Origin of the sequence: Citrobacter sp. RHBSTW-00671 (assembly GCF_014103415.1) — a bacterium.
In the GTDB taxonomy this organism is placed as follows: domain Bacteria; phylum Pseudomonadota; class Gammaproteobacteria; order Enterobacterales; family Enterobacteriaceae; genus Citrobacter.
Map to the genome: position 1 here is coordinate 204,685 of NZ_JABXPR010000001.1, position 18,888 is coordinate 223,572.

An 18,888-nucleotide genomic window follows, 5' to 3' on the forward strand; every position below is an offset into this window, starting at 1 on the left:
TGGCGCGTTCGCTTATCCGGCCTACATTCTTTTGTAGGCCCGGTAAGCGCAGCGCCACCGGGCAGTGATCAGAACTGCGATTCTTCGGTAGAGCCGGTTAACGCGGTCACCGAGGAAGCGCCACCCTGGATGATGGTAGTCACTTTATCGAAGTAGCCTGTCCCCACTTCCTGCTGATGAGAAACGAAGGTATACCCGTCTTTGGCTGCAGCAAATTCTGGTTGCTGAACTTTCTCAACGTAGTGGCGCATGCCTTCACCCTGCGCATAGGAATGTGCGAGATCGAACATGTTGAACCACATGCTGTGGATGCCCGCCAGGGTAATAAACTGGTATTTATAGCCCATGTCAGACAGCTGCTGCTGGAAGCTGGCGATGGTTTTATCGTCCAGATTTTTCTGCCAGTTAAATGACGGCGAGCAGTTATAGGCCAGCAGTTTACCTGGGAATTTCGCGTGAATCGCATCGGCAAAGCGCTTCGCAAGTTCGAGATCCGGCGTAGAGGTTTCACACCACACCAGATCCGCATACGGCGCGTAGGCCAGACCACGGCTGATCGCCTGCTCAATACCCGCATGCGTGCGGTAGAAGCCTTCACTGGTGCGTTCGCCGGTGATGAATTCACTGTCGTACGGATCACAGTCAGAGGTGATCAAATCTGCCGCATCGGCATCGGTACGGGCAATCACCAGCGTCGGTACGCCCATCACGTCAGCCGCCAGACGGGCGGCCACCAGTTTCTGGATAGCTTCCTGGGTCGGCACCAGCACTTTGCCGCCCATATGGCCGCATTTTTTGACGGATGCGAGCTGATCTTCGAAGTGAACGGCCGCTGCACCGGCCTCAATCATCGACTTCATCAGTTCGAACGCGTTCAGTACACCGCCAAAACCCGCTTCAGCATCGGCTACGATCGGCAGGAAGTAATCCACGTAGCGCGGATCGTTCGGCTCAATGCCGGTTGACCACTGGATCTGATCCGCACGACGGAATGTGTTATTGATCCGGTCCACCACCGCCGGGACAGAGTTCGCCGGATACAGTGACTGGTCCGGGTACATGCTGGACGCCAGGTTGGCATCCGCCGCGACCTGCCAGCCTGAAAGGTAGACTGCCTCAATCCCGGCCTTCGCCTGCTGCAGCGCCTGACCGCCGGTCAGCGCACCGAGGCTGTTGATGTACCCTTTCTTCGATTCGCCGTGCAGCAGACGCCACATTTTCGCCGCGCCAAGCTGCGCCAGCGTACATTCCGGGTTGACCGAGCCACGTAATTTCACCACTTCCTCCGCGCTATATGGACGGGTGATGCCTTCCCAGCGCGGTTGAGTCCATTCTTTCTGTAATTCTTCGATTTGTTGAGTACGGTTTTTCATGTGCAGATGCTCCATATTGTTATGTGGTGGGTTACGCCAGCAGGCGGTAGCCTGGCAGAGTCAAGAAATCGATCAGTTCATCAGAGGTAGTGATTTGCTCCATCAGGCGTGCGGCATCATCAAAACGCCCGCTGCTGTAGCGGTGCTCGCCCAGCTCGTCCTGAATCACCAGCATCTCTTCGGCCAGCATCTGACGGAACAGCGGCTTGGTCACCGGTTTACCGTTGCTGAGCGTTTTCTGGTGATGTATCCACTGCCAGATGGAAGTACGTGAGATTTCAGCCGTTGCAGCATCTTCCATCAGGCCATAAATCGGTACGCAGCCGTTGCCTGAGATCCACGCTTCGATGTACTGCACCGCGACACGGATGTTGGCGCGCATGCCTTCTTCGGTGCGTTCCCCCTCACACGGTGCCAACAGCTGTTCTGCGGTAATCGGCGCATCTTCATTGCGGGTCACGAACAGCTGGTTTTTGTTATCGCCCAGCACCTCATCGAAAATCGCCATCGCGGTATCAGCCAGCCCAGGGTGTGCAACCCAGGTCCCGTCATGACCGTTATTTGCTTCCAGCGATTTATCGGCTTTTACTTTGGCCAGAACCTGGTTGTTACGCTCAGCGTCTTTGCTGGGAATGAACGCGGCCATGCCGCCCATCGCGAACGCGCCGCGTTTATGACAGGTTTTAATCAGCAGACGCGAATAGGCGCTGAGGAAAGGCTTATCCATCGTCACCACCTGACGGTCAGGCAGCACGCGATCCGGGTGATTCTTCAGCGTTTTGATATAGCTAAAAATGTAGTCCCAACGACCGCAGTTCAGACCCACAATATGGTCACGCAGGGCATGCAGGATTTCGTCCATCTGGAAGACCGCCGGCAGTGTTTCAATCAGCAGCGTGGCTTTAATGGTACCGCGCGGCAGGTTAAAGCGGTCTTCTGCATAACTGAATACTTCGCTCCACCAGGCGGCTTCTTGCCAGGCCTGTGTTTTCGGCAGATAGAAATAGGGACCACTACCTTTTGCCAGCAACGCTTTGTAGTTGTGGAAGAAATAGAGGGCAAAGTCGAACAAGCTGCCCGGGATAGATTCACCACGCCAGGTGACGTGTTTTTCCGGCAGGTGCAGACCACGAACGCGACACACTAACAGAGCCGGATTAGGTTTGAGCTGATAAATTTTACCCGCTTCGTTGGTGTAGCTGATGGTGCCATTCACCGCATCGCGCAGGTTGATCTGCCCGTCGATAACTTTGCTCCACTCAGGAGCCAGCGAATCTTCAAAGTCAGCCATAAAAACTTTGACGTTCGCATTCAGTGCGTTGATCACCATCTTGCGCTCAACGGGCCCGGTGATCTCTACGCGGCGATCCAGTAAATCATCAGGAATGCCGCGAATTTTCCAGTTACCTTCACGAATGGAAGTTGTTTCCGAAATAAAATCAGGCAACTTACCGTCATCAATATCCTGCTGCTGCTGGATACGGGCAGCGAGAAGTTTATTGCGCTTTGGCGTAAATCGTGTCACCAGTTCAGTCAGAAACTCAACCGCCTCTGCAGTCAGAATTTGCTGTTCCTGCTCGCCATGCGGCCTGGTAAAGACCAGCTCATCGGTTGTTGTTGCCTGTTGATTCATTGCGTAGTTCCTCGTCATTGATCCAAACACATCCCCAATGCGAACGAAGGATCGTTGTGCGGTTTTCGTTCAGCACAACTAAGACTACTCATTTAAATTTCAAAATCAAAAACAATTTCCATTTTTTATTTAATTATCAATTAACCTATTGATAACAATATGATTTAAATTTAATTACAAGATGAGGTGCGTTTCGGAAATAAAAAAGACACCCGAAGGTGCCTGATTCAACATGCTGAAACGCTTAAGGATCGTTTACCGCAGAAGATTAATCCAGCGTTGGATTCATGTGACGCAGATCATATGGCGTGATCTGGTAGACGTAATAGTTGAGCCAGTTGGTAAACAGCAAATTGCCATGACTACGCCAGGTCGCTCGCGGTTTGTTTTGCGGATCATTTTTGGGGAAGTAGTTATACGGTACTTCTGGCGTTAAGCCTGCTTCGACGTCACGAAAATATTCGCTGCCGAGTGTGTGGTCGTCATACTCAGGATGACCCGTCACGAAGGCAATACGCTTATCTTTGCTGGCAAACAGGTAGGCATCCCCTTCCTCTGTTTCCGCAAAGATCTCAAGATCGGTGTAGTCTCTGATCAGTGCAGCAGGGAAATCGGCATAGCGAGAGTGCGGGGCCAGAAACGCATCATCAAAACCACGCGTCAGCAGCGCATGAGGATGCAGAATATGGTGCTCATAAACGCCAGAGAGTTTGTCTGTGCGGGTTTGCTTTGGAATGCCATAAAGAATATTCAGTGCGGCCTGTACCGCCCAACAGACAAATAGCGTCGATGTGACGTGATCTTTAGCCCACTCAAGCACCTGTTTAATCTGCGGCCAGTATGCCACATCGTTAAACTCAACCAGGCCCAGTGGCGCACCGGTCACGATCAGTCCGTCAAAGTTCTGATCGCAGATATCCTCGAAATTACAGTAGAAGTTATTCAGATGTTCCGTTGGCGTATTGCGTGACTCACGGGCATCAATGCGTAACAGCTGAACATCCACCTGCAGGGGGGAGTTCGACAGTAAACGCAGGAACTGGTTTTCCGTTTCAATCTTCTTTGGCATCAGGTTGAGGATGAGCACCTTCAGTGGGCGAATTTCCTGACCAGAAGCGCGGGATGTCGTCATGACAAAGACGTTTTCCTCACGCAAGAAATTGACGGCGGGTAGCTCGTCCTGCACGCGAATTGGCATAACCTGATAACCTCACTACATACGTTTAAACGTTTAGACATCCAGATAGCTGAAGATACCCAGGAATCATATGAATGTCGAGCTTGCATGTTCAAGTTGAGAAAGTTTCACGGTTCCTTGCTGTAGAATAGTGCAGTTAACATAATAGGAGAATGCTATGGCCCTGACCATTCGTCGTTCACGCCGGGACGAAGGCGAGAAGTTAGTTTCTATCTGGTGTCGTTCAGTCGATGCCACGCACCATTTTCTCTCACCTGATTACCGAATTGAGCTGGAAGAGCTGGTACGTTCGTTTTTGCCAGAAGCTCCGCTCTGGGTTGCGGTAACGGAAAATGATGAGCCAGTCGCATTTATGCTGCTGACCGAACAGCATATAGATGCTCTATTTGTTGATCCGGATATGCGCGGTAGCGGTGTCGGTAAGCTGCTGATTGAACATGCTTTATCGTTAACATCGACGCTGACGACTGACGTTAACGAACAAAATGATCAAGCGGTGGGGTTTTATAAGAAGATGGGCTTTAAAGTGACGGGACGCACGGAAGTAGACGATCTCGGACGACCGTATCCGCTACTGAAACTGGTGCTCGGGTAATGATGTAGACTGTTGTAGGCCGGATAAAGCGATACGCCGCATCCGGCAAAATGCCGTCGGGGGTGCCTGATGCGCTGCGCTTATCAGGCCTACAACATACATTCAGCTGTAGGCCGGATAAGGCGGGACGCCGCATCCGGCAAAATGCCGTCGGGAGTGCCTGATGCGCTGCGCTTATCAGGCCTACAACATACATTCAGTCCGGTTCATCCGCCTGTTTCCGGAAAAACACGCAGACGCAAAAAAGCCCATCCGTCAGGATGGGCTTCTTCACTTATTTGATGCCTGGCAGTTCCCTACTCTCGCATGGGGAGACCCCACACTACCATCGGCGCTACGGCGTTTCACTTCTGAGTTCGGCATGGGGTCAGGTGGGACCACCGCGCTACAGCCGCCAGGCAAATTCTGTTTATTAACCCGCCTTGGCCGGTTAATTTAATCTGTTATCAAGCTGAAACTGATGTCTGTCTTTCGCCAAAACATCTTCGGCGTTGTAAGGTTAAGCCTCACGGTTCATTAGTATCGGTTAGCTCAATGTATCGCTACACTTACACACCCGACCTATCAACGTCGTCGTCTTCAACGTTCCTTCAGGAGACTTATAGTCTCAGGGAGAACTCATCTCGGGGCAAGTTTCGTGCTTAGATGCTTTCAGCACTTATCTCTTCCGCATTTAGCTACCGGGCAATGCCATTGGCATGACAACCCGAACACCAGTGATGCGTCCACTCCGGTCCTCTCGTACTAGGAGCAGCCCCCCTCAATTCTCCAGCGCCCACGGCAGATAGGGACCGAACTGTCTCACGACGTTCTAAACCCAGCTCGCGTACCACTTTAAATGGCGAACAGCCATACCCTTGGGACCTACTTCAGCCCCAGGATGTGATGAGCCGACATCGAGGTGCCAAACACCGCCGTCGATATGAACTCTTGGGCGGTATCAGCCTGTTATCCCCGGAGTACCTTTTATCCGTTGAGCGATGGCCCTTCCATTCAGAACCACCGGATCACTAAGACCTGCTTTCGCACCTGCTCGAGCCGTCACTCTCGCAGTCAAGCTAGCTTATGCCTTTGCACTAACCTCCTGATGTCCGACCAGGATTAGCTAACCTTCGTGCTCCTCCGTTACTCTTTAGGAGGAGACCGCCCCAGTCAAACTACCCACCAGACACTGTCCGCAACCCGGATCACGGGTCTACGTTAGAACACCAGCCATTAAAGGGTGGTATTTCAAGGTCGGCTCCATGCAGACTGGCGTCCACACTTCAAAGCCTCCCACCTATCCTACACATCAAGGACCAGTGTTCAGTGTCAAGCTATAGTAAAGGTTCACGGGGTCTTTCCGTCTTGCCGCGGGTACACTGCATCTTCACAGCGAGTTCAATTTCACTGAGTCTCGGGTGGAGACAGCCTGGCCATCATTACGCCATTCGTGCAGGTCGGAACTTACCCGACAAGGAATTTCGCTACCTTAGGACCGTTATAGTTACGGCCGCCGTTTACCGGGGCTTCGATCAAGAGCTTCTCCTTACGGATAACCCCATCAATTAACCTTCCGGCACCGGGCAGGCGTCACACCGTATACGTCCACTTTCGTGTTTGCACAGTGCTGTGTTTTTAATAAACAGTTGCAGCCAGCTGGTATCTTCGACTGATTTCAGCTCCATGAGTAAATCACTTCACCTACATATCAGCGTGCCTTCTCCCGAAGTTACGGCACCATTTTGCCTAGTTCCTTCACCCGAGTTCTCTCAAGCGCCTTGGTATTCTCTACCTGACCACCTGTGTCGGTTTGGGGTACGATTTGATGTTACCTGATGCTTAGAGGCTTTTCCTGGAAGCAGGGCATTTGTTACTTCAGCACCGTAGTGCCTCGTCATCACACCTCAGCGTTAAAAGAAGTCCGGATTTACCTAAACTTCCCGCCTACATGCTTAAACCGGGACAACCGTCGCCCGGCTAACATAGCCTTCTCCGTCCCCCCTTCGCAGTAACACCAAGTACAGGAATATTAACCTGTTTCCCATCGACTACGCCTTTCGGCCTCGCCTTAGGGGTCGACTCACCCTGCCCCGATTAACGTTGGACAGGAACCCTTGGTCTTCCGGCGTGCGGGTTTTTCACCCGCATTATCGTTACTTATGTCAGCATTCGCACTTCTGATACCTCCAGCACCCCTCACAGGACACCTTCAACGGCTTACAGAACGCTCCCCTACCCAACAACACATAGTGTCGCTGCCGCAGCTTCGGTGCACAGTTTAGCCCCGTTACATCTTCCGCGCAGGCCGACTCGACCAGTGAGCTATTACGCTTTCTTTAAATGATGGCTGCTTCTAAGCCAACATCCTGGCTGTCTGTGCCTTCCCACATCGTTTCCCACTTAACTGTGACTTTGGGACCTTAGCTGGCGGTCTGGGTTGTTTCCCTCTTCACGACGGACGTTAGCACCCGCCGTGTGTCTCCCGTGATAACATTCTTCGGTATTCGCAGTTTGCATCGGGTTGGTAAGTCGGGATGACCCCCTAGCCGAAACAGTGCTCTACCCCCGAAGATGAATTCACGAGGCGCTACCTAAATAGCTTTCGGGGAGAACCAGCTATCTCCCGGTTTGATTGGCCTTTCACCCCCAGCCACAAGTCATCCGCTAATTTTTCAACATTAGTCGGTTCGGTCCTCCAGTTAGTGTTACCCAACCTTCAACCTGCCCATGGCTAGATCACCGGGTTTCGGGTCTATACCCTGCAACTTAACGCCCAGTTAAGACTCGGTTTCCCTTCGGCTCCCCTATTCGGTTAACCTTGCTACAGAATATAAGTCGCTGACCCATTATACAAAAGGTACGCAGTCACCCCATAAAGAGGCTCCCACTGCTTGTACGTACACGGTTTCAGGTTCTTTTTCACTCCCCTCGCCGGGGTTCTTTTCGCCTTTCCCTCACGGTACTGGTTCACTATCGGTCAGTCAGGAGTATTTAGCCTTGGAGGATGGTCCCCCCATATTCAGACAGGATACCACGTGTCCCGCCCTACTCTTCGAGTTCACAACACATGCGATTTTGTGTACGGGACTATCACCCTGTACCGTCGGACTTTCCAGACCGTTCCACTACCACACATGCTGATTCAGACTCTGGGCTGCTCCCCGTTCGCTCGCCGCTACTGGGGGAATCTCGGTTGATTTCTTTTCCTCGGGGTACTTAGATGTTTCAGTTCCCCCGGTTCGCTTCATTACGCTATGTATTCACGTAATGATAGTGTGTCGAAACACACTGGGTTTCCCCATTCGGAAATCGCCGGCTATAACGGTTCATATCACCTTACCGACGCTTATCGCAGATTAGCACGTCCTTCATCGCCTCTGACTGCCAGGGCATCCACCGTGTACGCTTAGTCGCTTAACCTCACAACCCGAAGATGTTTCGTAAAACACATCGTGTTGCGAAAATTTGAGAGACTCGAACACACCATTAATCTGTTCTTATTACGGAGAACAGACACAGTGTGTCGTTTCAATTTTCAGCTTGATCCAGATTTTTAAAGAGCAAATATCTCAAACGTAACTCAGAGAGTCAGTTTTGAGATATTGAGGCCGGCGACTTTCACTCACACAAACCAGCAAGTGGCGTCCCCTAGGGGATTCGAACCCCTGTTACCGCCGTGAAAGGGCGGTGTCCTGGGCCTCTAGACGAAGGGGACGTGTCAGTCTCAATCGCAAGACGCCTTGCTATTTACTTTTCATCAGACAATCTGTGTGAGCACTACAAAGTACGTTTCTTTAAGGTAAGGAGGTGATCCAACCGCAGGTTCCCCTACGGTTACCTTGTTACGACTTCACCCCAGTCATGAATCACAAAGTGGTAAGCGCCCTCCCGAAGGTTAAGCTACCTACTTCTTTTGCAACCCACTCCCATGGTGTGACGGGCGGTGTGTACAAGGCCCGGGAACGTATTCACCGTGGCATTCTGATCCACGATTACTAGCGATTCCGACTTCATGGAGTCGAGTTGCAGACTCCAATCCGGACTACGACGCACTTTATGAGGTCCGCTTGCTCTCGCGAGGTCGCTTCTCTTTGTATGCGCCATTGTAGCACGTGTGTAGCCCTACTCGTAAGGGCCATGATGACTTGACGTCATCCCCACCTTCCTCCAGTTTATCACTGGCAGTCTCCTTTGAGTTCCCGGCCGGACCGCTGGCAACAAAGGATAAGGGTTGCGCTCGTTGCGGGACTTAACCCAACATTTCACAACACGAGCTGACGACAGCCATGCAGCACCTGTCTCACGGTTCCCGAAGGCACTAAAGCATCTCTGCTAAATTCCGTGGATGTCAAGAGTAGGTAAGGTTCTTCGCGTTGCATCGAATTAAACCACATGCTCCACCGCTTGTGCGGGCCCCCGTCAATTCATTTGAGTTTTAACCTTGCGGCCGTACTCCCCAGGCGGTCGACTTAACGCGTTAGCTCCGGAAGCCACGCCTCAAGGGCACAACCTCCAAGTCGACATCGTTTACGGCGTGGACTACCAGGGTATCTAATCCTGTTTGCTCCCCACGCTTTCGCACCTGAGCGTCAGTCTTTGTCCAGGGGGCCGCCTTCGCCACCGGTATTCCTCCAGATCTCTACGCATTTCACCGCTACACCTGGAATTCTACCCCCCTCTACAAGACTCTAGCCTGCCAGTTTCGGATGCAGTTCCCAGGTTGAGCCCGGGGATTTCACATCCGACTTGACAGACCGCCTGCGTGCGCTTTACGCCCAGTAATTCCGATTAACGCTTGCACCCTCCGTATTACCGCGGCTGCTGGCACGGAGTTAGCCGGTGCTTCTTCTGCGAGTAACGTCAATGAATGCGGTTATTAACCACATCCCCTTCCTCCTCGCTGAAAGTACTTTACAACCCGAAGGCCTTCTTCATACACGCGGCATGGCTGCATCAGGCTTGCGCCCATTGTGCAATATTCCCCACTGCTGCCTCCCGTAGGAGTCTGGACCGTGTCTCAGTTCCAGTGTGGCTGGTCATCCTCTCAGACCAGCTAGGGATCGTCGCCTAGGTGAGCCGTTACCCCACCTACTAGCTAATCCCATCTGGGCACATCCGATGGCAAGAGGCCCGAAGGTCCCCCTCTTTGGTCTTGCGACGTTATGCGGTATTAGCTACCGTTTCCAGTAGTTATCCCCCTCCATCGGGCAGTTTCCCAGACATTACTCACCCGTCCGCCACTCGTCACCCAAGAGCAAGCTCTCTGTGCTACCGTTCGACTTGCATGTGTTAGGCCTGCCGCCAGCGTTCAATCTGAGCCATGATCAAACTCTTCAATTTAAGTTTGATGCTCGTGAATTAAACTTCGTAATGAATTACGTATGTTCACTCAAGAGACTTGGTATTCATTTTTCGTCTTGCGACGTTAAGAATCCGTATCTTCGAGTGCCCACACAGATTGTCTGATAAATTGTTAAAGAGCAGTTGCGACGCGCTTTAGCGCTCTGTCGCGAGGTGGCGTATATTACGCTTTCCTCTTTCAGAGTCAACCTCTTATTTTCAGGTTTTTCTCTTCAACCGAACCAGCTGTTTGTGTGAAGTGATTCACATCCGCCGTGTCGATGGAGGCGCATTATAGGGAGTTTCCTGTGGCCCGCAACCCTTAAATGACAGAAAAATGACTGACTGCTGCATTCCACAGCAAAAGCCCGCCTTATACCCATTTACACACAGAGTTATCCACAAAAATAAGGATCTCTTTCGAGAGTCGCCTGGTTTTATCTCTCATCTATAGAGATGAAATAATGGAATTGAGGGAAAGAGAAAAATTCGCGAGCGTTGCGCAAACGTTTTCGTTACAATGCCACCGCACAACAAGGATGCCCCGTAAGGGGCGTTAGCTGAGTTTTTACGCAAGAATTCACCTAACGCTCTCTGTAATAGTCAAATCCAGGGGATTTACCATGCAACAACGTCGTCCAGTCCGCCGCGCTCTGCTCAGTGTTTCTGACAAGGCCGGTATCATCGAATTCGCTCAGGCACTTTCCGCACGCGGTGTGGAACTGCTTTCAACAGGTGGCACCGCCCGCCTGTTAGCAGATAAAGGTCTGCCGGTGACCGAAGTTTCCGATTACACCGGTTTCCCGGAAATGATGGATGGACGCGTAAAGACCCTGCATCCAAAAGTACACGGTGGCATCCTCGGTCGTCGCGGTCAGGACGATGCCATTATGGAACAGCACCACATTGCCCCTATCGATATGGTTGTCGTTAACCTGTATCCGTTCGCCGAGACCGTTGCCCGTGAAGGCTGCTCGCTGGAAGATGCAGTAGAGAACATCGATATCGGTGGCCCAACCATGGTTCGCTCCGCCGCCAAGAACCATAAAGATGTTGCCATCGTGGTGAAGAGCAGCGACTACGACGCCATTATTAAAGAGATGGATGCTAACGAAGGCTCTCTGACCCTCGACACCCGTTTCGATCTCGCCATTAAAGCTTTCGAACACACCGCTGCCTACGACAGCATGATTGCCAACTACTTCGGCAGCATGGTCCCGGCGTACCACGGTGAAAGCAAAGAAGCCGCTGGTCGCTTCCCGCGTACGCTGAACCTGAACTTCATCAAGAAGCAGGATATGCGCTACGGCGAGAACAGCCACCAGCAGGCAGCCTTCTATATAGAAGAGAACGTCAAAGAAGCGTCCGTTGCCACCGCGCAGCAGGTTCAGGGCAAAGCGCTCTCTTATAACAACATCGCCGATACCGACGCGGCGCTGGAGTGCGTGAAAGAATTCAGCGAACCGGCCTGTGTTATCGTTAAGCACGCGAACCCATGCGGCGTCGCGGTAAGCACCTCTATTCTTGACGCTTACGACCGCGCTTATAAAACAGACCCAACCTCCGCGTTCGGCGGCATCATCGCCTTTAACCGCGAGCTGGATGCTGAAACCGCGCAGGCCATTATCTCCCGCCAGTTCGTGGAAGTAATTATCGCCCCATCCGCAACTGAAGAAGCGCTGAAGATCACCGCCGCTAAACAAAACGTTCGCGTCCTGACCTGCGGCCAGTGGGCACAGCGCGTGCCGGGCCTCGACTTCAAACGCGTGAACGGCGGCCTGCTGGTGCAGGATCGCGACTTAGGTATGGTGAGCGAAGGCGAACTGCGCGTGGTCTCTAAACGCCAGCCGACCGAACAAGAGCTGCGTGATGCGCTGTTCTGCTGGAAAGTGGCTAAGTTCGTCAAATCCAACGCCATTGTGTATGCCAAAGAGAACATGACCATCGGGATAGGCGCAGGCCAGATGAGCCGCGTTTACTCCGCCAAAATTGCGGGCATTAAAGCTTCTGATGAAGGTCTGGAAGTGAAAGGTTCCGCCATGGCTTCCGACGCCTTCTTCCCGTTCCGCGATGGCATTGATGCCGCTGCCGCCGTTGGTGTGAGCTGCGTAATCCAGCCTGGCGGTTCTATCCGCGACGAAGAGGTGATTGCCGCCGCCGACGAACACGGCATCGCGATGATCTTCACCGACATGCGCCACTTCCGCCATTAATCCACGGAGCAGACGATGAAAGTATTAGTGATTGGTAACGGCGGGCGCGAGCACGCGCTGGCCTGGAAGGCCGCACAATCCCCACTGGTGGATACCGTTTTTGTTGCACCGGGTAACGCAGGCACCGCACTGGAACCTGCACTGCAAAACGTGGCTATCGCGGTAACCGATATTCCGGCACTGCTGAGCTTTGCCCAGAACGAGAAGATTGACCTGACCATCGTCGGCCCGGAAGCGCCGCTGGTGATTGGCGTGGTCGATGCCTTCCGCGCCGCAGATCTTAAGATCTTCGGGCCAACCGAAGGCGCTGCGCAGTTGGAAGGCTCTAAAGCCTTCACCAAAGATTTCCTCGCCCGTCATAACATCCCGACGGCGGAGTATCAGAACTTCACTGAGATTGAGCCGGCGTTGGCCTATCTGCGTGAGAAAGGCGCGCCGATCGTTATCAAAGCTGACGGCCTGGCCGCCGGTAAAGGCGTTATCGTAGCGATGACGCTCGAAGAAGCGGAAGCCGCCGTCCACGATATGCTGGCCGGTAACGCGTTTGGCGACGCGGGTCACCGCATCGTCATCGAAGAGTTCCTCGACGGCGAAGAGGCAAGCTTTATCGTGATGGTCGACGGCGAGCACGTCCTGCCGATGGCCACCAGCCAGGATCATAAACGCGTAGGCAACGGTGACACCGGGCCGAACACCGGCGGCATGGGGGCTTACTCTCCGGCGCCAGTGGTGACCGATGAAGTGCACCAGCGCACCATGGAACGCATCATCTGGCCAACCGTGAAAGGCATGGCGGCGGAAGGGAATACCTACACCGGTTTCCTGTATGCCGGTCTGATGATCGACAAGCAGGGCAACCCGAAGGTTATCGAGTTCAACTGCCGCTTTGGCGATCCGGAAACTCAGCCGATCATGCTGCGCATGAAGTCGGATCTGGTGGATCTTTGCCTGGCCGCCTGCGAGGGCAAGCTGGATGAGAAAACCTCCGAGTGGGACGAACGCGCTTCTCTGGGCGTGGTGATTGCTGCGGGCGGTTACCCTGGCAACTACCACACCGGGGATGAGATCCACGGTTTGCCGCTGGAAGAAATCGAAGGCGCTAAAGTATTCCATGCGGGTACGAAATTGTCAGATGACGATCGCGTGCTGACCAACGGCGGTCGCGTCCTGTGCGCCACCGCCCTGGGTCATACCGTGGCTGAAGCGCAGAAACGCGCTTACGCCCTGATGACTGACATCCGCTGGGATGGCAGCTTCAGCCGTAACGACATCGGCTGGCGTGCCATTGAACGCGAACAGCGCTAACGCGAAATTTTCGCCAGCAGCGTTTTGCGCGTAATGCCTAACTGACGGGCGGCTTCGGTTTTGTTGCCGCCCGTTTTTTCCAGCGCCGCCAGGATCACCTCTTTTTCAACATCCACCAGCGGTTGGATCTCACCACTGAACTCTGCTTTTATCGGCGTCGCCGCAATTGCCATCGGCAGCTCACGCTCAGAGATATATTCCCCCGTCAGCAACACTACCGCCCGTTCAATTGCATTTTCCAGCTCGCGAATATTCCCCGGCCAATCGTAGTGGATCAGCAGATCCATCGCCTGTGGCGTAAAGCCTTTCACCGCTTTGCGATTACGTTCGGCAAAACGCTGGAGAAAATGCTCAGCCAGCAGCGGAATATCTTCCCGACGCTGGCGTAAGGCAGGCATTTCAATGGTGACGACGTTCAGGCGATAGTAGAGATCCTGACGAAAGCGCCCGGCGCTGACTTCTTCCGCGAGGCAGCGATGCGTGGCGGCAATCAGCCGAACATCAACCGCAATAGTCTGATTGCTGCCAACACGCTGCACTTCCCGCTCCTGAATCGCTCGCAACAGGCGAACTTGCATCAGCGGTGAGATATCGCCAATCTCATCAAGAAATAACGTGCCGCCATCGGCTTCAACAAAGCGCCCTTCCCGGCGTTTATCCGCACCGGTAAAGGCGCCTTTCTCATGACCAAACAGCTCAGACTCCAGCAGCGACTCATTCAGCGCCGCGCAGTTGAGCGTCACCAGCGGTTTCTCACTGCGTGCGCTGCTGGCATGCAGTGCCCGAGCCACCAGCTCTTTGCCCGTGCCAGAGTCTCCATGAATCAGCACCGTCGCATCCGAGGGCGCAACCATCGCTATCTCATTGAGCAACTTCTGCATCGCCGGACTGTTGCCAATCATGCCAAACTGCGCAGCCGTTGCCGACGGCAGTTCCGCACCGCTTTCCCGCGTATGCGCCAGCGCCTTTTCCAGCGTGTCCTGCAGACGGTCAAAATCCAGCGGTTTGATTAAGTAATCCAGCGCACCGGTTTTCAGTGCTTCTACGGCGGTCTCCACACTGGAGAAAGCCGTCATAATCAATACCGGAATCGCCGGATTCAGCGCTTTAATCTCTTTGAGCGTTGCGATGCCGTCCATTTCCGCCATGCGCACATCGCACAGTACTAAATCAAATACGCGTTCGCGCACCTGTTCCAGCGCCGCGCGCCCGCTATAGGCCAGCGCAACCTCATAACCCCAGCCGCGCAGCAGCGCCTGTAAAATGGTGCAGTGGCTGATATCGTCATCAACCACCAGAATAGTGATTTTTCTGCGCGTCATCCTTGTTAATCCTGTTGTTTCGCTTTGGTCGGCAGCCAAAGGGTAAAGGTCGCGCCTTTGCCCTCAACGCTTGCCACCTGAATGGTACCACCGTGCTGTTCGACTATGTTCTGCACAACCGCCAGCCCGAGGCCGGTTCCGTCAGCTTTAGTCGTGAAGTAAGGCGTAAAAATGGCCTCCAGCTGTTCCGCTGCAATCCCCTTTCCGCTATCGGCAACCATAATTTTAACGCGTTCGGCGCTGCATTCACTCGCTTCAACCGTAATCGTGCCCTGATGGCCAATCGCATGAATGGCGTTCAGATACAGATTCAGTAGGACCTGCGTTAGCCGGTCAGGATCGGCCTGAATAATGGGTAGTGCAGGATTTACCGTAAACCGTAGCTGAATTTCCCGACTTTGAGCATCCTGACTTACCAGATGCAATGAGTGGGTGATGACCTCATTGAGATCCACTTTCTGGAGCGCAAGGTGCGCAGGTTTCACCAATTCAAGGAGTTCGCTCACCACCCGATTTAAGCGGTCTGCCTCTTTCGCCATCACCTGCGCCAGCTCGTGCGACTCGCCTCCTGCCGGAGTACGTTCGGCAAAATACTTTGCCAGACCTTTGATGGAAGACAGCGGATTACGAATTTCATGTGCAACCCCAGCCGCCAGATGCCCAAGCGCCATCAGTTTTTCTTTACGATTCATCGCATCCTGCAATTCCTTGTACGAACGCTGATAGCGCTGATACCAGAAAAACGTCAGCACGGTGGCCAGCAGCACGGCCGCCAGCGCAGAGAGGACTATCAGCGTGTTACGCCACTCTCTTGCCTGGGTCGCCGCCAGATCGCTGGCATCAAAGGCGATAAAAATGGTTTGTGAAGGCGTGGTTATCTGTCCGTCATTGCTGGCACAACGCGCCATGCCATGTCGCCCAGGACCATACAGTGGCTGAAACTGGCGATAAATTTCCAGGGCCGGCGTTTTTTCACCATCCCTCGCTGGAATTTCAATATTCCGCCAGCTTTCTTGATCCCCAGGACTAAGCTGTCGCAGGACATCCGATGAATAGAGCGTTTTACCGACCATCGCGGAATTGCTGTGGGTAATAATGACACCATGCTCATCGACGACGGCAAACCATAGCACGCCAGGCTGTACGGCCATTTCCTCCAGTAGCGTCTGCTGCTGGGCATGATGCATGCGCATGCCCATGCCTACGCGCGTACCGGACTCCAGAGCACGGATCAGCACACTGCCTTTTTCCAGCAGCGTTTGCCGGGCAGCGTCACTTTCACGGCCATAGTCCCGAATGGTCATGATAGAAAACCAGCCAACTAAAATCAGGATTGCCGCCAGCAAGAGTCGGCTCAACCACTTTGCCGCCGTGTCTTTATACAGACGCATATGCACTTCCTTTCCCACCGTTTCCTTTCTTCGTTTCAGGTATACAGCAGAAATCATGCCATTTTTTACCCCTGATAACCCTGCCCTCGGACACAATCCGCTGAAAGTCAGCGGGTAAAAATGACCCGTTGGTTACGCTCGGGCGAGTCATTTTTACTCGCTTTGTGCCATGCAAACCACGCGTGATGCCTACAGAACGGGGGATCTCCAGTCTGGCACGGAAGATGCAACAAGGAATGTAAGATAACCAACAGGAGAACGAATGATGAAACGGAATAATAAACTGGCGCTGATTGTACTCTCGCTGGTTGCTCTGGGTTCCACCCCGGCGCTGGCACAACATCACTGGGGGTATGGTGATGGTATGCAGCAACGTGGCGGTACACCTATGACCACCGAACAGCAGGCGGCGGCGCAGAAAATCTATGATGATTACTACGCGCAGACCAGCGCCTTACGCCAACAGCTGACCTCCAAACGCTACGAGTACAACGCGTTGCTAACAGCCAGTTCGCCAGACACGGCAAAAATTAATGCGGTAGCAAAAGAGATGGAGTCGTTGAATCAGTCGCTGGATGAGCAGCGTGTTAAGCGCGATGTCGCAATGGCGCAGGCGGGCATACCTCGTGGAGCAGGAATGGGCTACGGCGGATGCGGCGGTAACTATCGCGGCGGTGGTCATATGGGGATGGGGCACTGGTAAAGGACTTAATGCCTGATGGCGCTATGCTAATCAGGCCTACAGATGGATAAGACGCATTTGCGTCACCATCCGACGTTAAAATGTTTTCTCTTTCGGCTGCCAGTGACAAAAATCCTCATTGGCAACCAGCAGTAGCTGGGACCCTTCGGGCGCTTCCAGCCATGCCACGCTCACGTCGACTGACGAGTGGCTCTGGCGGCGCTCAATATGACTTATCGCCCACGAATCTAAATCGGGCTTAATTGTCTCGCCTTCACACGTAGTAACCGTGCGTTCAGCACCATGCCAGCGTCCCTGATGTAAAACCACACGCCCCTGACGCAGCGCATCGCTGGTCTTGCGGATTTGATCGGCACGATAGCGGTACAACGCGATTTGATCGCTGGAAAGCTGCTGCTTTTGCCCGTCGACTTCACGTTGCATGAAACTCAGTTCGCCGCGGTCATCGAAGCGGATGCGAATATGTTCCGGCGGTTTACTGTAAACATTGAGTTCTATCAGTGAGAGCGTATCTCCCTGCCAGCGGTATTCACTGGTGGTGGTATCGCCGTTACGCCACGGACTCAATACCGAGAGCAAGTGAACATCGTCACTGGAATCTTTACGCCAGACGCGTACCGCCCCCTGCTCGCCAACATAACCGCTGGCCGTGAACGGAGGAAGCTCGGAATGACGACTACAGGCCGACAGCAACAGCACACCTGAAAGCCAGAGCGTATGACGCCAGATGGACAAAAGGGGCGAAACCGCCCCTTCGTTAAAACTGTTCACTGCCACGCGAATTACTTAACCGCGTCTTTCAGTGCTTTACCAGAAACAAATGCCGGTACGTTAGCTGCGGCGATTTTGATTTCTTTACCGGTCTGCGGGTTGCGGCCAGTGCGCTCAGCACGGTGGTTCACTTTGAAGGTACCGAAACCAACCAGTTGTACAGCATCGCCTTCTTTCAGAGACTCAGTAATAGCAGCCAGGGTGGATTCCAGAGCAGCTTTAGCCTGTGTTTTAGACAGTTCTGCTTTGTCTGCAATTACATCAATCAGTTGAGTCTTGTTCATAAGTTATCCTTACAATGTGTTTATCGCTTGCTAAGCATCGAGTGCGACGGAAATGCCAGAAAAGCACTCTCCTGCATACACGCACCGATAGCCACTTTTTTTCGCCCCCCAAATGTAGACCAGACGGGGGGCGGATGGGAAGCCTTCAGGCACGACAAATCAGGCGTTAAATCACGTTTTGTTGTGTCATTGCTGAAAATTTATACCAATATTGCTCTCGCCAGCCTCGCGCAGGTCTGCTCGCAGCCCTTTTATCAGCTCAATATCGCGTTCTTCACAGTCAGCCAAAAGTCGGAATATTTCCCACTGAATATCCCATTCTTGCTCAACGGCAGGGTTTTCTTTTAGCTCTTCATCGGTCATTTCGCGACCGGCCTGGGTCATTTCCAGCATCGCGACAGTGGTAATTGAAGCCTTACTGACTTCAATAGCATGTTCCAGCGTTTCGCCACTCAGACGTGAATGCATCAGTTCGCTTAATGCCACGCAGGCATCAATCGCAGGATAAACACCGTACAGATCGTAATCATCTGCCGACGGGATAGCCTCTTCAAACTTTTCCAGTTGGCTGTCAAAATTGATTTTGGCATCTTTAACCGTCAGCGCTTCCCAAATCAAATCCAGGATTCGACGATAAATCTGCCCATCGCCAAATTCAGTTTGCTTGCAGAACATCGCGTAGTTGGGATACATGCGCTCGCACAGGCAGGCCATAAACGTAACGTGCTGCCAGCTTTCCAGCTTCTCCAGACGCAAGTGAATCGGGTTTTGTAACATG

The 18,888-nt window shown here is 53.1% G+C and carries 12 protein-coding genes, 1 tRNA gene and 3 rRNA genes; 4 read left to right on the forward strand and 12 right to left on the reverse strand.

The genetic code is table 11. The features are described 5' to 3' along the window. Positions 1-68: 68 nt before the first annotated feature. The 3 genes from aceA to metA form a co-directional block, all read right to left on the reverse strand. Positions 69-1,373 carry an isocitrate lyase gene (gene aceA / locus HV261_RS01000; protein WP_202037202.1) on the reverse strand — a complete coding sequence of 435 codons (1,305 nt, stop codon included), beginning with the start codon at positions 1,371-1,373 and terminating at the stop codon, positions 69-71. 31 nt (positions 1,374-1,404) lie between these two features. Next, the gene (gene aceB / locus HV261_RS01005) at positions 1,405-3,006 is read right to left on the reverse strand and encodes a malate synthase A (protein ID WP_202037203.1); all 1,602 of its coding nucleotides are present in this window, start codon (positions 3,004-3,006) and stop codon (positions 1,405-1,407) included. A 268-nt stretch (positions 3,007-3,274) separates the two neighbouring features. Then, positions 3,275-4,204 carry a homoserine O-acetyltransferase MetA gene (gene metA / locus HV261_RS01010; RefSeq protein ID WP_202037204.1) on the reverse strand — a complete coding sequence of 310 codons (930 nt, stop codon included), beginning with the start codon at positions 4,202-4,204 and terminating at the stop codon, positions 3,275-3,277. Between the two features lie 157 nt (positions 4,205-4,361). On the opposite strand from metA, the gene HV261_RS01015 reads away from it, so the two are divergent. Next, positions 4,362-4,799 (forward strand): acetyltransferase, encoded by a 438-nt coding sequence (locus HV261_RS01015; RefSeq protein ID WP_137381224.1) that lies wholly within the window; start codon positions 4,362-4,364, stop codon positions 4,797-4,799. Between the two features lie 283 nt (positions 4,800-5,082). On the opposite strand, the gene rrf is transcribed toward HV261_RS01015, so the two are convergent. The 4 genes from rrf to HV261_RS01035 form a co-directional block, all read right to left on the reverse strand. After that, positions 5,083-5,198 (reverse strand): 5S ribosomal RNA (gene rrf / locus HV261_RS01020). Between the two features lie 96 nt (positions 5,199-5,294). After that, positions 5,295-8,201, reverse strand: a 23S ribosomal RNA gene (locus tag HV261_RS01025). Positions 8,202-8,420: 219 nt separating this feature from the next. Further along, a tRNA-Glu gene (locus tag HV261_RS01030) sits at positions 8,421-8,496 on the reverse strand. An 85-nt stretch (positions 8,497-8,581) separates the two neighbouring features. After that, positions 8,582-10,121, reverse strand: a 16S ribosomal RNA gene (locus tag HV261_RS01035). Together the 16S, 23S and 5S rRNA genes with 1 tRNA gene alongside form the textbook arrangement of a ribosomal RNA operon. 623 nt (positions 10,122-10,744) lie before the next feature. Here HV261_RS01035 and purH point away from each other — a divergent pair. Next, positions 10,745-12,334, forward strand: coding sequence for a bifunctional phosphoribosylaminoimidazolecarboxamide formyltransferase/IMP cyclohydrolase (gene purH / locus HV261_RS01040; protein ID WP_202037205.1), 1,590 nt, complete (start codon positions 10,745-10,747; stop codon positions 12,332-12,334). A 15-nt stretch (positions 12,335-12,349) separates the two neighbouring features. Beyond that, entirely contained in the window at positions 12,350-13,639 is a 1,290-nt protein-coding gene (purD, locus tag HV261_RS01045) for a phosphoribosylamine--glycine ligase (RefSeq protein ID WP_202037206.1), read from the forward strand. Here purD and zraR read toward each other — a convergent pair. Together zraR and zraS are read right to left on the reverse strand one after the other, a co-directional pair. After that, positions 13,636-14,961: a sigma-54-dependent response regulator transcription factor ZraR gene (gene zraR / locus HV261_RS01050; RefSeq protein WP_202037207.1), complete on the reverse strand. Its 1,326-nt coding sequence runs from the start codon at positions 14,959-14,961 to the stop codon at positions 13,636-13,638. The two genes, purD and zraR, sit on opposite strands and share 4 nt — an antisense overlap. 5 nt (positions 14,962-14,966) lie before the next feature. Continuing rightward, complete coding sequence (gene zraS, locus HV261_RS01055) at positions 14,967-16,352, reverse strand: two-component system sensor histidine kinase ZraS (RefSeq protein ID WP_202037208.1); 1,386 nt, start codon at positions 16,350-16,352, stop codon at positions 14,967-14,969. A gap of 265 nt (positions 16,353-16,617) precedes the next feature. Between zraS and zraP the strand changes: the two genes are divergently transcribed. Beyond that, on the forward strand, positions 16,618-17,055 hold the full coding sequence (gene zraP / locus HV261_RS01060; protein ID WP_202039641.1) for a zinc resistance sensor/chaperone ZraP: 438 nt from the start codon (positions 16,618-16,620) through the stop codon (positions 17,053-17,055). Positions 17,056-17,130: 75 nt separating this feature from the next. On the opposite strand, the gene HV261_RS01065 is transcribed toward zraP, so the two are convergent. The 3 genes from HV261_RS01065 to HV261_RS01075 all read right to left on the reverse strand — a co-directional run bounded on the left by HV261_RS01065 (position 17,131) and on the right by HV261_RS01075 (position 18,887). After that, positions 17,131-17,826, reverse strand: a complete 696-nt coding sequence (locus HV261_RS01065; RefSeq protein ID WP_202039642.1) for a DUF1481 domain-containing protein — start codon at positions 17,824-17,826, stop codon at positions 17,131-17,133. Between the two features lie 11 nt (positions 17,827-17,837). Further along, positions 17,838-18,110 (reverse strand): nucleoid-associated protein HU-alpha, encoded by a 273-nt coding sequence (hupA, locus tag HV261_RS01070; RefSeq protein ID WP_001044509.1) that lies wholly within the window; start codon positions 18,108-18,110, stop codon positions 17,838-17,840. A gap of 186 nt (positions 18,111-18,296) precedes the next feature. Then, positions 18,297-18,887, reverse strand: a complete 591-nt coding sequence (locus HV261_RS01075) for a YjaG family protein (RefSeq protein ID WP_003842015.1) — start codon at positions 18,885-18,887, stop codon at positions 18,297-18,299. Position 18,888 lies beyond the last annotated feature (1 nt).